This window comes from Domibacillus sp. DTU_2020_1001157_1_SI_ALB_TIR_016, assembly GCF_032341995.1.
Taxonomy (GTDB): domain Bacteria; phylum Bacillota; class Bacilli; order Bacillales; family Domibacillaceae; genus Domibacillus; species Domibacillus indicus_A.
In genome coordinates this window covers 884,273-899,117 of the sequence record NZ_CP135439.1, presented here as the reverse complement: position 1 = coordinate 899,117, position 14,845 = coordinate 884,273, and the positions used below count along the sequence as shown (strand labels likewise).

Below are 14,845 nucleotides of genomic sequence, written 5' to 3'. Positions count from 1 at the left end.
AAGACATCCTTTTCTTCATATTATTATTTGTTCAGCCATTCTTCTTTCAGCTGTTCTGCCTGGTGTGATAAATTCAGCTTTGCTCTCTCCGTTCCTTCTTGTTCAAGAATAGACTTGAACTTGTCCAAGAATGCTATAGCCTGTTTACTGTTCCCTTTTTCTGCTTGATGCAAAGCTTGCTTGAGGGCATTGTCCAGCTTCCGCCCGGCTGGATGGGAAAGCTCTTCCGCTTCAATATAATCATTAAGTAAGTTTTGAAGGGTCTCGGCTGTCCCCGGTGTATGGTATTCCGGCTTCGGTACAGAAGACCAATCCGTATCCGATGCAAAGTAAAAGCTTGTGTACGCCGGCTGATTATAGACGATGTTTTGTCCGGCAATACCCGTTCTGTATTGCGTATCGTGCATCAGCGTATACATTTTCCGGTCTGTTTGCTCGGTGCTTGTGAATATGCGAATTGCACTGCTGTCCGCGGTCCGCAGCATCAGTTCCTCACGCCAATCGCCAAATACATCCGCTACAAGAGACGGATTTCCTTTTGTACCGTTATTTGTACGCGTATTTTCCGCCAGCAGCTTTCTTCCTTCCAGCCAGTCATCGATACTTGGCGTACCTTCCCCTGATCCATTTATAATTTGCGTCGTCATATCGGGCGCCCATTTAATGTTCATGTTAGTGCCGGAAATTTTCGTGCCGATTTGCTCTCCCTGGGCAGTCCGCAGGTCTACTGCCCATGTTTCCAGCCCTCTTTTGGATGGATCAATGTCTCCCACCATGCCTCGTCCCGTGTCTTTGCCGGTATAAGCACCGTAAATGACCCGGCCGGTTTTCGCATCCCGCATCGCATAACCGTACGGAGCATAAGCGGCGCCTTCATGTACCATGAAGATTTCCAGTCCTTCACGGTCCGGATCTATATCCGTTACATGAATGGCATCACCATGGCCAAGCTTCGCGGTAGTTCCCGGCACAGCGCTTTGTGCCGGCATTGTATCTGTCGAGCTGTAAAGCAAACTGCCGTCATGATCAACCGTTGCCGATCCGTACACGATTTCCTGCTTCCCATCTCCGTCTACATCTGCTGTACTTAAGAAATGAGCACCCTGGTTGGCAAGTGCCCCGAGGGCCGGATCTTCACCGCTTATTCCATGCGGACTGTCGTTAAAAGGATTTTCCATCGGTGTCCAGCCGCTGTCTGCTGTCCATACTTCGCGCAGCTTTTCGCCGTCCCAATCATAGGAAACAAGTGCCGCACGTGTATAGTAGCCGCGTGCAAAAACGGCAGATGGTGTTTTGCCGTTTAAGTATGCGACTCCTGCAAGAAACCGGTCGACCCGGTTGCCTGGCTCAATCCGGCTCATCGCATAATCTCCCCACATCAGTCCATCATCATGACGGCTGACTCCATACGGGATGGTTTCCATCTCGGCACCGGTCTCTCCGTTAAATACCGTCATATACTCAGGACCGCTTACAATAAACCCTTCGAAATTCCGTAAATTATTACGTGTACTTCTTGCCGGAGCATACACATCCATAAAGTAATCAGCTAATTTTTGAGCGTCTTCTCGAGACAAAGGATACGTATATTGCGGCTTAATGCCAAAGCTTTCTTCCAGTGTTTTCGGCCAGCTGCCATTTACAACTTCTTCATGCTTATGCCAATTCATAAACATCTCGACAACGTGATTGTAGTAATCTTTTTTGCTCATTCGATAGTCATCCGTATGGACATAACCTGCTTCTATATCTTCCTTTGGCATCGTAATATATTTTTGCGATATCACATCGCCTTTGTCGTTATAACGAATAATTTTGGTGCCTGGCGCCGTTTTGAACATTGATTCCGCTTTGCCGTCCCCGTCAAAGTCGTACACAAGAAATTGAGTATAGTGTGCACCCGAGCGAATATTGACGCCGAGGTCAATCCGGTATAAAAGCTTGCCTTCAAACGTATAACAGTCAATGTAGGTATTGCCTGTGTAGCCAATCTGCGACACATCTTTTGAATTAGAGGGATCCCATTTGACGAAAAATTCATAGCGGCCGTCTCCATCTACATCACCGACACTCATGTCGTTCGCTGAATACGTATACCGTTCTCCGGTCGGTGTAACACCGTCTGCAGGCTTTTGCAGTTTTAAATCATGGTATTGCTGCTTCCATGGCTGTACTGCATCACTTTGATTTAATTCTTTGCCGTTTTTAACTGCGCGGACAAAATAGGAAGCATTCGCTGTACCAGCTGGATCCACAAAATTGGTACTGTCTTGAACAGCTGCGATTTTTTGTCCGTTCTTATAGACGTGGAAGTCCACACCTGTCATGCCTGTTTCGGCGTACCCATCCACTTCGTTTCCGAGGAGCCGCCAGCTGAGAAAGACACCGCTTGATGTTGGAACAGCCTGCAGCCCTCTATCCAGTGCTTCGAGCTGTACGGCTGCGGAAGGCTGTATTGTTTCTTCGTTTGCTGCATAAGCCGCCCCTGTCCATGAAGATAAAAGCAGCGGCAGCGCTGCAATAGGGGCGATCATTTTCGATTTAATATACATGAACTTTTCCACCACCCTCTTTTTGCAAGCGTTTTCAAAATCCTCCCTCAGTATAATTTGTTTATTTAAGCCTTAACAGGCAAAAAGCAGATGAAATTGTTTAAAAAACCGGGAGACTTTTCACATGAAAATCATTTTCAATTATGAGTTGACAGATTTGGAAACACCGGGTAAGATAATACTTGTAACCGGTAATGATAATCATTATCACTTTAGCTTTACCCCACCGATTCATTGTGCATTGTTTGGCGGTCCGAATGCCCATCCGGACCGCCCCCTTTTTTGTTCTTTTTTAATAAAATGTAAAAACTTTGTAAAGTTCTTCCCACTCTGTTTATTCCTTCTTCCATCTGGGAAGTAGATGACTGTTTTTCATTCTATCTTTTTTTCAAGGAGGAGTTCGGTATGGATTCTATGCTGAAAAAGAAGGTTGCGGCCGGCGGAATAACTATGTTTTTAACGATTGGCGCTTTAGCAGGCTGCGGCGGTTCTGAAGAAGAAACGGATACTGATACAGACACCGAGGAAATGGAAACAGAAGAAGCCGAAATGGAAGATGAAGAAGAAAGCAATTAACGTAAATAAAAGCCCGGACTTTTTATAGTCCGGGCTTTACTGCGCTTTTAAAACTTTTTTCGATAATAAATGGATAGCCCAATTATAACGGGTGTCAGTAAAAGGGTCGGTATAAACCAAAGCAGCATACTCACCTTTTCAATATCTAGCAGCCTCGGTGCACCAAACACAGTAAAAGCGGTAATGGTAGCAATGGAACAGCTGAGCATGCCGCCAAAATGCTCGAACCACCAATGCTTTTTTTGTGAAGGTGGACGGAGCCAGTACCCAAGCTGCGTGGCGCTTAGAAACAAACCGAGCACGGGAAACCAGGACAGAAGCGGCACATGCTGTGAAAAACCGTAGATGCTCATCCCGATGGATGAAAACAGAAGCAAAACAGGAAATCCTAGATCAACGGCTTGTTTGTGTATGCCTTTACGATCTTTGAACCGAAGTACCCTTATGCCATAGTAAGCCGTTGAGGAACTAAGCACAGCAATAAACAGCAGAAACAGAGAAAAAGATACCGTCTCCTGGGAGCTTGCTGGATCTATCAGCCTTACTGTGGACAAATACACAGCAGAAACCGCAACTGCAATCATGCCGCTCGTATACAGCCAGCCGGACCGCCGATGAGCTTTGCCGCCTTTTTTCGTTACGAGCGGAATCCAAAATGTAAAAAGCGCTGCAAAACCGCCGAAAATATGCAGCATGAGAATGAGGTCAAAAAAACTCATTTACCGTCCCTCCTACTTTAATATAAATGCCAGGGGCCCGTTTATAATCCAAAGCAAGCCTACTAGCAAAATCATAGTAAACAGAGATAGAATATACTGGCGGCTTTTCCGTTCAAATTTCCACTCAAAAAAAGCACGTGCACTATATAAAAGAAGGTAAAAAGCAATCAGCAGATAAAACAGCTCAACCCCAGGATTCCAAAAAGCCACAGCAATTCCGCCGGTAAATACAGCTCCTGCAATGCTCCATTCCGTCCAGCGGTGTGTTTCATTCACATATCGATACAGCCTGCCTTCTCTTTTCGGCACTCGGAATACTTTGCGAACTGCTTTTTCCAATACAAAGGCAGCCACAAACACCGCAGCCGCAAATATCAAAAAATTCATTTTTTCTCCTTTTCTTTTCCCTTTGCTATACGTATGTTATTTTAAATGGTTTCATTTCAACGTAAAAAACGGGCAGCCATTACGGCTGCCCGTTTTGCTTATTTTCCGACTCCAAGATACGTAAGTGCCTGCGGAAGGCCGTGAAATGTTTCAAGCCGGCTGAAATCCAAACCTAACTGAATTGCTGTCTGTGCTGTTTCCGGCCGCATGCCGGATACAACCGTTTGAATACCAAGGAGCTGCAGCGACTGGGTTAAGCCAAACAATTGATTGGCCACAAAGGTGTCAATCACTTTCATGCCGGAAAAGTCTATCACCAAATGCCCTACTTGCTGTTTGGCACATTTGACTGGGATGGATTCAAGCAAAGACTTCGCTCTTTTTTCATCCATCGCACCGATCAAAGGCAAAATAGCAATTCTTTTGGAAACCGGGATCACCGGCGCATCTATCTCTTCAATCAGCTGCTCCTGGCCCTGCAGACGGCTGCGGGTTAAATAATAGTAACGGGTAGAAAACTCAATGATCAACGTATCTAAAATGGAATGATACACGGCACTCCAGTTTAAAATATCTTTTTTATCAATGTCTTCTTTTTCTAAACTGTATTCTGTGATAAAGTCCCAGATCAGGTTTCTTGTTTTGTTAAGCGCCTCAATAACTTCATAAATGGGTGTATCCCACTCAAGGCGAGTGTTCACCACAATCTCGGTCCATTCCTTCAAGTTTTGTTCAAACAATGTTTGATCCGGCAAAAAACCGCTTGCGATCGTATAAATGGTAAAAAGATGCTGTTCTTTTAATTCTTTTTGAATCACAGAGCCGGCATTTTTTGCGTAAACAGACCTATCTGTTTTTTGTCTGGCTTCAAACCATTTTTTGCTTATATCAGCCGCATTCAAACGGATTGCTTCATAAAGAGCCTGGTCTTTTTTCTCCAATTCTTTTTCCTCCATCGCCATGTTCTTTCTTCTTATTTATTATACCGCTTTCCCCACTCAAAGAAACGATAAAACCAAGTCAAAAAAAGACGGGGGCGGATGCTCATATGCTATACTGAAACAAGAGGGGCGGATGAACATGGAAATCACAATTACACCGGCTGCGGTCGAAAAAATACATGCACTAAAAAACCGGGAGAACGGTATATTAAAGCTAAAATGGGATACAGAAGGAAACGGATGTGTGCTAAACGGCATTCCAACGCTCTGGTATGTGGATGAAGCTGATGCAGATCACGATGTGCTGCTTCAAACAAATGCGATGCCGATTTTAGTGGAAAAGCCGAAGATGGTTTTTTACGACGAAGCTGTTAAAATTGATTTTTCTCAGGAAGCCAACACATTTCAGCTGAAAAGCGCAAATCAAATGCTGAATGGCAGAATGGCTTTTCGCAATAAATAAAAAGAGCGGCTGCTTCGGCAGGCCGCTTTTTATTTTGCTTGTTTAAGGGTGACAACGACGATTTCCGGACGGTTAAAGATACGCTGTGGAGCCAGGCTGTTGCCCAGCCCGCGATTGACCACCATTGTAGAAGAGCCAAGCATATGGGCGCCGGCCGTATAAGAAGGAAAAAAACCCTGCCCCGGGGCAAATAAGCCGCCTACAAAAGGCAGCCGCACCTGGCCGCCGTGCGCATGCCCTGTAAAAATTAAGTCCATTTGAGTCCCAGCATAAAAAGAAAAAAGCTCAGGACGATGGGAAAGCAAAACGGTATACTGATCCCGCTGTTTAATGCTCTGTTGTGCTTGCTGGATGGCTTCACCCGTTTCCATCCTGGTCGGATCATCAATCCCCACAAGATTGATCGCTTCTCCGCCCCGCTGGATAACCGTGCTTTCATTTCGGAGTACGTGAACCCCCATTTTTTGCAGCCGATCTTTTTTTGCTGCAAAGTCCCCTTCCTCGTGATTACCGGTAACAAAATAAACGGGTGCAATGTTGACCATTTTCTTCATCAAATCATAGCCCGCTGCTTCGCCGCCCCGCCTGAGATCAATTAAGTCGCCTGTATATACAATGATATCCGGTTTTTCCCGTTTCACCTTTTCGGCAAGCACTTGCTGATGTTCCCCAAATGATTTGCTGTGCAGGTCTGACAACTGTACAATCCGGTATCCACTAAAGGAAGCTGGAATTTTTTCCGACTGTACTTGTAGTGCTGTAACAGTTAAGACATTATTTTGTATGTAGAAAAACAGCCCCAGGAGGACGAGAAAAAGAAACAAAAGAATAAGACGCTTGCTATTTCGCCGCTTCACGTTCGTCTCTCCCCTTCCACTCTTCCTCCAGCAGGCTCATTTCCCAAAGGTTCCAATACTCCTGCCCGCACTTGCGTACGTCACGAAGCAGCCCTTCTTTTTGAAAGCCCACTTTTTCATAGCAGGCAATCGCTGCATGATTAAAATCAAAGACCCCAAGACTGACACGATGCATTTTAAAGGTACAAAAAGCAAGCTCGACTGCTGCTTCAATCAAGCAGGCACCGAGACCACGGCCGCGTATAGATTCGTCACCGATCAGAACTTTTCCAATTCGTGCAGAGTCATTGCGCCGGTCGAGTTTTAATGAAAGATGTCCAACCACTTTCCCCGTTTCCTGCTCAATGGCTTTGAAAACAAAGGTATCTCAGGTTGGCTGATTGGCTTCTTTTATGTATTGTTCAAGCTGATAAACATGAAGCGGAAACTCAAAAGAAGAACCCGCCCACTGAATCATAAAAGCCTCACTTGGAATCCATTGCATCAGTGTTCCGAAATCTTCCCGTGTAAAATCCACAAGTTCAATCATTTAATGCCCCCTGTCCGCCACATACTCCAATTTGCCATGATCGTAACCCAATCATAGAATGGACGTTTAAACCCGAATGCTCCGCAAAATGCAGAGAATGAAAAAAGCGGGCTTCCCCGCAAAGCCCGCTCTTTCACCTACAATACACGCTTAATTGACTTAATCGTTTCAGAGTGAAGCCCCTCATGGTAAAGACTGTATGTCAGCATTTCTTCAACAGACAAAAGTGTTAAGCCGGCTGATGTGGTAAATGGCTCAGCAAGCGGGTGCGGCAGGCGGTGTGCTGTCTGCCGCTTGATGCGTTCTGTCTGATCTTTTAAAAGCGCACGCAGTTCATCCATTTCCGGCACCCCGTCCTGCCAGTCAGCTGGCTTTGTACCGCGTCCAAACCAGCTGTTAAACTCGTCCGGCATCACCATTTTATCACCGGTAAAATGGGAGCCGAACCGCTCTTGTACCAAATAAATATGTCCGAGATTCCACTTAATATTGTTATTGAATCCAGCTGGCACGAGATGCGAGGTTTCTTCATCAATTCCTTCTACTTCTTTGAGTGTCAGCTTGCGAACAAATGCTAACTGGTTAAATAAAAAATGCCCCATGCCCATTTCTCCTTTTTGCTGCTATTTTATTTCTTACGCGGAATGAGGAAAGCTTTATCCATCCGTTCATAGCCCTGTTTTGGATAAAAACCGATCGCTTCCGGTGCGGATAGAAGCACAAGCGCCACTTCATCGCTCAGCTCCGCTTTTACTTGTTTTAAAAGCGCCGCACCGATTCCCTGTCCTTGATGCTCTTTTTTAACAGCCAAATCGGAAATATAAGCACAGTATGAAAAGTCCGTGAGTACGCGCGCGATTCCAACCAGTTCCTGCTCCTGCCATGCTTCGGCTATCATATCCGCATGGTCAATCATTTTCTGCAGACGAGGCAGATCGTCTGCCGGGCGGCGAATATCAGAGGACTGAAAAACCTCCGCCAGCTGAGCAGCCGTAATGCCCGTATTCAGTCGATATGTAACCATGTTAAAAGCCTTCCTTTCCGCCTTCGTCATCTTTTCTTGTTCTACATTATAATCTTTTATACACGTTTTTCCAATTAAAAGAAAAAAGCTGTCTCGCAATAAAGACAGCTTCAGTGTGTAGACAAAGTCTTTCGCTTTTAAAAAAGAGCCGATAAGTGAAGCCGGCCGGACTTCGCGCCCCTTAGGGCAGTGCGGGAGCCTCCTCGGCTGCGCCTGCGGGGTCTCCCGACTCACTTTACTTCCCACAGGAGTCTTCGTCCGGCAGGCTTCACTAAGTGGTGTTGAAGATCCATAAACAAGGATTGAATAGACTTTTTCTCTTTCTTAAACAGAAAGATACGACCTTATCTTATTAGCTCTATGCAATCTTGTCGAAAGCCACTTGGCGGCGGGAGGGCGGCGCAGACTCCTATGGGACGAGCGGGCAGCTGAGACCGGTGAAGCCGCCAGGCGAAGTCGGGCTCAGCGCCTGCCCCCTGGAAAGCGGAGCTGCCTGGACGCCGCCGATCCATCCCATTCATGTGCATGGTTATCAATATGATTTGTCTACAGTCTGAAGCTGTCTCGTATAAAGACAGCTTTTTTTCTTACATCGTCTGCTCTGCTTTTTCTAAAAGATTAGTAGTCAGCTTTGACAAGCCCTCGGTTGTCTGGCTGATTTCCTGTATGGAAAGAACAATTTGATCCAGGTCTTCTTTGTTGCGGCCAAACATCGTTAAGTAGTTTTCCATTTCCATTTTGACTGTTGCCAGGCCGCCCTTTACTTGCTGCAGCTTCAACTGCGACTGTTCGTTTGATTGATTCACGTCTTCCATCTCACTGACAAGCCGGGTAATATTCATATTGTTTTGAACGATTAATTCGTTAATGCTGCTGCTCATTACTTTTGAATGTTCGGCAAGCTTACGCACCTCACTGGCAACAACGGAGAAGCCTTTGCCATGCTCTCCTGCACGCGCAGCTTCAATGGATGCATTCAGCGCAAGCAAATTGGTTTGATCGGCAATGTCCTCGATCCCTTTTGTAATGCCAATGATTTCTTCTGAAGCTTGTTTTAATTCACTAATCCCCGTCAGGGAAGCACTTACTTTCTCTGTTGACTGCTTAAATTGCCCTTCCATCTCTTCCATCTGCTTTTCGTTCTGAAGTGTTAAACCAACCAAGTTTTTACTGCTTTTTTCCGTTTGATCTGTTTCCTTTAACACCTGTTCAGCCCGGGAGCTTGTATCTAAAATCGCTGCTTCTGTTTGTTCAACGGATGCCGCTACTTCCTGGCTGACTGAAACAATCTCCTGCTGCAGTGTATATTTCGCTTCGTTTGCCCGGTGTACTTCATCCATCCGCACATTCATGTAGTGATCAATAACCATTTGGGCATCCAGGTTCATAGCGTTTGTAATCGCTTGAATCGCTTGAGATAACCGTTCCGGCTCGTGCTGATAATGCTCAACGATTTTCGGAATGATTAATGTGCTGAACGCGGAGTAAGAAGCAATAAACCATGTAACCGGGACTGAAAACCGGCTGTGTGTCTGCCCCATCTGCTTGCGCATATTTAAAAATGACTCATCGATTTTTCCAGTCAGCAGGCTGCCAAAATAATCGCCAAATACTCGTTTTAACCGTTCCCGGCTTGAATGATCCTGTGCAATTTTGGCCATCTCCGGGCTTTTCACTAAATGATCAAGCACATTTTCCAGCACTTCATCCAAAATAGCGTTCATAACCGGAGCCATTTGTCTAAGCGTGTCCACCTGCTCCTGCGTATAGCCCATGTAGTAAAGGCGAGGAGCTAAACGGTCATCGGGCGAAGCGGCTATCCTTGACTTGTCGGGAAATTGTACAGGCGCTTTAAACTCTTTTACTTGTTTATCTTTAAGGAAAGGAAACATCGTGATCCTCCATATTCTATAAGGTGCATTTTCTTTTTATTATGGAGGATCATGATAGGTCTTTGCAACTATAAGTGTGCTCCTCATAAGTCTTTTGACATCCGTTATCCTGTATATTCATTCAGGAATTTATTCCTCTTTTTTCTTCCATAGAGCAGATTTCACTTCTCCTTCAACAAAAGAAGGAGCTTTAATGCCAAGCAGGTTATACACATTCGGAGCCAGATCGAGCGTGGATACTTTCCCAATCGTGCCTCCTTCTTTAAATGAAGGCCCTGTTGCCATAAAGACGGGGCGCAAATCCTGTTTGGTCGAGTTTCCACCGTGGGTGCCTAATTCAACTGATGGCTTGCTGAAACGGCTCGTACCGTTTGCCATCATGTATCCCGGTGCACCAATCAACAAAATATCTCCAGCATGAGCATGGCCAAGCGGCTTTTTCTCCGTATCCTTAGACGACAGAACCGTTTCATATGGATGAATCGTTTCTTTTAAGCCCGCTTCCCATATTCCTTTCATACTTGCTTCCGGCAGCTTTGACAGCTCTTCTTTTTCTTTGCCGGAAAGAACAGCTTCAAAGCCGAGCTCTAGCATATTATTTCGGTTTTTCTGCTTTATTTCTGCTGTCTTGAATGCGTCGATGGCCTGGCGCTTCACATCGTCAAACTCATGTTTTTCTACAATGCCTTTTTTCTCGGTTGCTTTGGCATTAATATATACATGGGCGGCTGAGCCGCTCGGTACGGCATATGCTTTCGTTTTGGAGTAATCAATCGTACCGTCTTCGTTTGTCCTAAGAAGGCCCGCTTTCTTCAGTACGGCATTCGGCTCAAGCATCGTGTGTGCCGCTTCCATTCCATGATCTGATACGACAAATAAATGGTCATTGTCATCCATGGCTTCCACTGTTTTGCCGACTGTATCATCTGCCAGCTGATATGCCCATTTGATATACGCTTCATAACGGTCTGCTTTTTTCTTCGTATAGCCCGGCTGGCGCGGATCCGTCAGCGTATATTTATGCTCCTCATGATCAATCTGGGGACCATAAAAAAACAGTGCATCAGGCTTATACGTGTTCTTTATATAAAGAGACACATCTGTGATCCATGTATCGAACCGGGCACTGATTTGCTCATATTCTTCGCGGGTAATCCATTTTTTCTTCAACGCATCATCCTCAGACTCAACGGGAAAAAAGCCAAATTGCTCTGTAATGCCGGCTTCAAATCCGGCCGGTCCGCTGAACAAGCCGGATGTAACGGCTGTTTTAAAAAACGGTACCGGCTCCGTTAAATCCGTTGTTTCTCCTTTTACCTTGAAGGTAAAGCCGGCATGCTCCCCTTTGTCCATTGTCAGTGGGACTGTGCCCCATTCATCGCGCTTTGCACGTCCGTCTTCTGCGTTTATCTGCTTGTCCTCAGAAACGGTAAACTGATCGTAGTTTACACGCCTGTCATCCGTTGTATCGACTGCGAGAACAAACAATGTTCGGTTTTTAGCCCTTTTTAGCTTCAGCGGCAGGGCAGCTTCCTGCGGCGGACTAAAACTTTTTGGTGCCCCTTTCCAGCCCAGTGCCTCCTTGAACGAAAGCTCGTTTAAGCTGGCTTTTGCCCATGTGTCCCCATAGAAAACAGAGTAATCCGCCGTCTGGTTTTTCGTTTCTGGATTGGCTCCTGGAAATGCGACGGTCGCGGTTGTTTTTCCCTGCCGGCTTGCTTCGCTCCAGATCGGGGATACACGAATGGTTGTATGAAAAGCATCGTCTTTATTATTGAACTTTTTTTCCGGATCGTGGAACTGATTGCTGACAATGCCTGTTTTATCCGGAGTAGCACCTGTTGAGAGAGCGGCATGAGATGGGGCTGTTAAGGACGGCACAATCGTTTCCGGCTTCTTTGCCCACACTCCTTTTTCAATCAGCGTCTCCATATTTGGCAGGTCGCCTTCTTTTATGTATTTTTCCGTTAAATCCTGACGCATGCCATCAAAGGAGATCACGATGACATCCTGGTCTTTTGATTGGGTCCCTGTTTTTGCCTGAGCCGCAAAAGGATTCAGGCAAATCGACAGCCCGGCCGCTAACAGCAACAACTTCTTCATTTTTCCAGCCTCTTTTCTCTGTAAAAGTACGGTGTTCTTTACCCGAAGGAGAGGCGAAATAGGCCTGTTTCTTTTTGGCAGCTTCATCTTTCCGAAAGAGGTTCTATTTTTTATTGGAGTGGGTATACTGAAAATACTTTTATTCTTCGAAGAAAGGTCTGATACGCATGTTTGTCAAAACTGTTTACATAAGAAGCTTTACCCCGAAAACCGCTGTTCCGCTTGTTCATTTAGCCAGCCAGTTCGTATCCGATATTTATCTTCAGTATCAAAACCGGCACGTTAATGTGAAATCGATTATGGGGGTGCTGGCACTTGGTTCACCCAATGGGGAAATGACACTTACAGCTAAAGGAATCGATGAATACGAGGCCATTAAAGCCATCGGAGCTGCACTTGAACAAACAGAAATACGCCCCGTTTCATAGCGGGACGTGTTTTTTATGTGAAAATGGGGAATTGTATCAATTTGCCCTGACACCCTGACTCATTTTTCTGTTTACCAGCGGAGCCCGCGGATAAAAGCAGAGAGCTCCTCCTTGGCTGAATCAGAAATGGCCCATGAATGGATTTCTTCTTCAATCCGGGGCAAAGTAGTATATTCTCTTACAAATCCATTAAGGCGGGCGGTCAAAGTTGAATCGGTAAAAGAAGCGGGTGTCGTAAATACAGAGGCGAGTTTTTCCGCTGCCCGCTTAAACCGTTTTAAATGATACTTTTGATGCCGTTCTTCTGCAAGGGTAAAGACGGAAAACGGCTGAATCTCTGTTTCAATCTGCTCATTTCTTTTCGTTTCAAGCTCACGCTTGACCTGTTCAATGGCCTGCCTCTGTTCATCATTGTGATAAAAAAGAAGCGACATGTACTGGCGGTCTTTGTATTCTGTCCGGTTTGTTGACGTATGATTCGCCCAAAAGATATGAAGAATTTCTTCAAAAGAAAGGATATCCGGATCAAATTCAATCTGTACCGTCTCCGTGTGGTCTCCCATTTGCCGGTAGACCGGATCACTTGTTGTGCCACCTGCAAAGCCGGTTTTTGTGCGAATCACACCGGGCAGGGCACCAAAACGAGCGTCCGGGCTCCAAAAACAGCCCATGCCAAATGTAGCGGTTTGACGGTTTGACATGTGCGCCTGCCAGTTTGCTTCAATTTCTGCAATGGTATGCATGATTTCCCTCCTATACATATGAATCAAAACGAAATAAACTCCGGGCAGCTGAGGCCCGGAGCCGTTAGTCTTCAATGGCAACTGTAAAAGCACCTGTTTCTTCAGCAGTAATGACCGCTTGTTTTTGTTTTCCCTTATAATCTACGGTATACGTTTGAATTAACGCGTTCAGCTTGGCTGAATCGGTATCAAGGCTTGTGTCGGCAGGCTTTGCATCCATTGGCAGAAACCGCTTCGCCAGCTCTACCGCTGCCTGCGTACCCATCGGTATCGAACTTGACAGCTTATGTACGTTTTTTTCTTCGTCGATCCAGCACGTTAATTTGGCATTGATGCCGGGAACTTCAAATAAGATCATTTCATTGGTTGATTCGCGCGACGGCTGGCCGCATACATTCACAAATGCCTGGAGGGAGTCTCCTACTTTTGGATATCCATGATGCATGTAAATCACTCCTTTGACTAGATGGTCTGCTCTTTGGCTTTACCCTTATCTTCATCCACTAAAACACCTGTGCCACCTAAGTGGAATCCTTCCAAAAGCGATATCATTTGCTACCGCTTTTTCTGCATGTTTCTCCCCTCCAAAACAAATAGTATAAGCAAACAAAAGAGGTGGTGAAAAAACATGGCAAACAATAACCGGCAGCAGCTTCTTGTCCCTGGGGCAGAACAAGTTTTGGAACAATTTAAATACGAAATTGCCAGCGAATTTGGTATCACGCTTGGAGCAGATACTACTTCGCGGGCAAACGGCTCAACAGGCGGCGAAATCACGAAACGACTAGTCCGCCTTGCTCAGCAAGAACTTCAAGGCTAATTTTTCTTACGCATGCATCCTGCAAAATTGAAACGGAAAACCAGTTTGGTTTTTGACGCTTTATTTTCAGGGGCATGCGTACTTATTCTTTCTCTTCTCCCCAAATTGATACATACTGCTCCTCTATTTGGAATGCACGCTCGTTCCACTTTAACACGTTTTGCACATAGCCAAGGCGATCTGCGTTATATCGTCCGGCAATGCCCTGCCATGCATTTAACTCATACACGCCGTTACGGTCAAAGTCAATCGGGTAAAGTCCTGAAAGCGGTGAGACCCATCCTTCAACCGGCTGCTTTAATGTGCCGTCCGGGTTATAGATTTCGTTCAAGTAAGCAGCCCCTTTTGTGGTCAGGTCTAATATATACCGTTTAGCAGGCTGCCTGCTTGTCACTTCTGCTTTGTAATCATTTTTGTACTGGACACTGTATTGTGTTTGCTTGTTAAACAGAGCTGTGTCAAAAATCAAATAAAAACGGCCGCCAGCATAGGAATACACATAAGCGTAAACAGTACCGCCGCTCCCGCCTGTATCAGTCACCACCAGAATGTCTTTTACTCCATTGCCGGTAAAGTCGCCAAGAAATACCGTTGGGTTGTAGCCCGTGTTTTCAGGCAGCAAAAGCCGGAATGAACCGCCTGTACGCCTGTCCTGAACAACAAGTGTAATCTGCTGCAAAAACGAACTGCCGGCCGTTTGAACGGCTGTTAAGTACACAATATCCGGCACCCGGTCTCCCGTAACATCTCCATGGTGCACTTGAATGACTTGTTTTTCGTCCATTAGGGCACTCCTCTCCGCTGTTTGAAA

General features: G+C 45.7%; 17 protein-coding genes and 1 pseudogene. 5 read left to right on the top strand and 13 right to left on the bottom strand.

The features are described from left to right. Window positions 1-23 precede the first annotated feature (23 nt). The gene (locus RRU94_RS12320; RefSeq protein WP_315694591.1) at window positions 24-2,552 is read right to left on the bottom strand and encodes a rhamnogalacturonan lyase; all 2,529 of its coding nucleotides are present in this window, start codon (window positions 2,550-2,552) and stop codon (window positions 24-26) included. Between the two features lie 405 nt (window positions 2,553-2,957). Here RRU94_RS12320 and RRU94_RS12315 point away from each other — a divergent pair, with 405 nt between their 5' ends. After that, window positions 2,958-3,128 (top strand): hypothetical protein, encoded by a 171-nt coding sequence (locus RRU94_RS12315; RefSeq protein WP_315694590.1) that lies wholly within the window; start codon window positions 2,958-2,960, stop codon window positions 3,126-3,128. A 47-nt stretch (window positions 3,129-3,175) separates the two neighbouring features. Here the strand turns inward: RRU94_RS12315 and RRU94_RS12310 are convergent, their stop codons facing one another. From RRU94_RS12310 to RRU94_RS12300, 3 genes are all read right to left on the bottom strand, one after another. Next, a complete protein-coding gene (locus RRU94_RS12310) occupies window positions 3,176-3,847 on the bottom strand; it encodes a DUF2306 domain-containing protein (protein ID WP_315694588.1) in 672 nt (223 codons plus the stop codon). Window positions 3,848-3,859: 12 nt separating this feature from the next. Further along, the gene (locus RRU94_RS12305) at window positions 3,860-4,234 is read right to left on the bottom strand and encodes a DUF4181 domain-containing protein (protein WP_315694585.1); all 375 of its coding nucleotides are present in this window, start codon (window positions 4,232-4,234) and stop codon (window positions 3,860-3,862) included. Window positions 4,235-4,332: 98 nt separating this feature from the next. Continuing rightward, the gene (locus RRU94_RS12300; protein ID WP_315694583.1) at window positions 4,333-5,196 is read right to left on the bottom strand and encodes an STAS domain-containing protein; all 864 of its coding nucleotides are present in this window, start codon (window positions 5,194-5,196) and stop codon (window positions 4,333-4,335) included. A gap of 118 nt (window positions 5,197-5,314) precedes the next feature. On the opposite strand from RRU94_RS12300, the gene RRU94_RS12295 reads away from it, so the two are divergent. Next, window positions 5,315-5,638: an iron-sulfur cluster biosynthesis family protein gene (locus RRU94_RS12295; protein ID WP_315694581.1), complete on the top strand. Its 324-nt coding sequence runs from the start codon at window positions 5,315-5,317 to the stop codon at window positions 5,636-5,638. 29 nt (window positions 5,639-5,667) lie between these two features. Here the strand turns inward: RRU94_RS12295 and RRU94_RS12290 are convergent, their stop codons facing one another. The 4 genes and pseudogenes from RRU94_RS12290 to RRU94_RS12275 all read right to left on the bottom strand — a co-directional run bounded on the left by RRU94_RS12290 (window position 5,668) and on the right by RRU94_RS12275 (window position 8,282). Further along, window positions 5,668-6,495 (bottom strand): metallophosphoesterase, encoded by an 828-nt coding sequence (locus tag RRU94_RS12290; RefSeq protein WP_315694579.1) that lies wholly within the window; start codon window positions 6,493-6,495, stop codon window positions 5,668-5,670. Next, a pseudogene (locus RRU94_RS12285) lies at window positions 6,479-7,024 on the bottom strand (GNAT family N-acetyltransferase). The gene RRU94_RS12290 and the pseudogene RRU94_RS12285 overlap by 17 nt, the downstream one beginning before the upstream one ends. Window positions 7,025-7,161: 137 nt before the next feature. Next, on the bottom strand, window positions 7,162-7,626 hold the full coding sequence (locus RRU94_RS12280) for a DinB family protein (protein ID WP_315694577.1): 465 nt from the start codon (window positions 7,624-7,626) through the stop codon (window positions 7,162-7,164). Between the two features lie 26 nt (window positions 7,627-7,652). Next, entirely contained in the window at window positions 7,653-8,282 is a 630-nt protein-coding gene (locus tag RRU94_RS12275; protein ID WP_315694575.1) for a GNAT family N-acetyltransferase, read from the bottom strand. Window positions 8,283-8,416: 134 nt separating this feature from the next. Here RRU94_RS12275 and RRU94_RS12270 point away from each other — a divergent pair, with 134 nt between their 5' ends. Beyond that, window positions 8,417-8,605 carry a hypothetical protein gene (locus tag RRU94_RS12270; RefSeq protein ID WP_315694573.1) on the top strand — a complete coding sequence of 63 codons (189 nt, stop codon included), beginning with the start codon at window positions 8,417-8,419 and terminating at the stop codon, window positions 8,603-8,605. A 30-nt stretch (window positions 8,606-8,635) separates the two neighbouring features. Here the strand turns inward: RRU94_RS12270 and RRU94_RS12265 are convergent, their stop codons facing one another. Both RRU94_RS12265 and RRU94_RS12260 read right to left on the bottom strand, forming a co-directional pair. Beyond that, the gene (locus RRU94_RS12265; RefSeq protein ID WP_315694572.1) at window positions 8,636-9,940 is read right to left on the bottom strand and encodes a globin-coupled sensor protein; all 1,305 of its coding nucleotides are present in this window, start codon (window positions 9,938-9,940) and stop codon (window positions 8,636-8,638) included. A 129-nt stretch (window positions 9,941-10,069) separates the two neighbouring features. Further along, complete coding sequence (locus RRU94_RS12260; RefSeq protein ID WP_315694570.1) at window positions 10,070-12,043, bottom strand: alkaline phosphatase family protein; 1,974 nt, start codon at window positions 12,041-12,043, stop codon at window positions 10,070-10,072. Window positions 12,044-12,210: 167 nt separating this feature from the next. Between RRU94_RS12260 and RRU94_RS12255 the strand changes: the two genes are divergently transcribed. Further along, the gene (locus tag RRU94_RS12255; protein WP_315694569.1) at window positions 12,211-12,471 is read left to right on the top strand and encodes an HPr family phosphocarrier protein; all 261 of its coding nucleotides are present in this window, start codon (window positions 12,211-12,213) and stop codon (window positions 12,469-12,471) included. A gap of 71 nt (window positions 12,472-12,542) precedes the next feature. On the opposite strand, the gene msrA is transcribed toward RRU94_RS12255, so the two are convergent. Together msrA and RRU94_RS12245 are read right to left on the bottom strand one after the other, a co-directional pair. Next, window positions 12,543-13,214 (bottom strand): peptide-methionine (S)-S-oxide reductase MsrA, encoded by a 672-nt coding sequence (gene msrA, locus RRU94_RS12250; RefSeq protein WP_315694568.1) that lies wholly within the window; start codon window positions 13,212-13,214, stop codon window positions 12,543-12,545. Window positions 13,215-13,278: 64 nt separating this feature from the next. Continuing rightward, a complete protein-coding gene (locus tag RRU94_RS12245) occupies window positions 13,279-13,659 on the bottom strand; it encodes a hypothetical protein (protein WP_315694567.1) in 381 nt (126 codons plus the stop codon). Window positions 13,660-13,842: 183 nt separating this feature from the next. On the opposite strand from RRU94_RS12245, the gene RRU94_RS12240 reads away from it, so the two are divergent. Further along, window positions 13,843-14,034: an alpha/beta-type small acid-soluble spore protein gene (locus RRU94_RS12240; RefSeq protein WP_242234101.1), complete on the top strand. Its 192-nt coding sequence runs from the start codon at window positions 13,843-13,845 to the stop codon at window positions 14,032-14,034. Window positions 14,035-14,116: 82 nt separating this feature from the next. On the opposite strand, the gene RRU94_RS12235 is transcribed toward RRU94_RS12240, so the two are convergent. Further along, a complete protein-coding gene (locus tag RRU94_RS12235) occupies window positions 14,117-14,818 on the bottom strand; it encodes a hypothetical protein (protein ID WP_315694566.1) in 702 nt (233 codons plus the stop codon). Window positions 14,819-14,845: the final 27 nt, after the last annotated feature.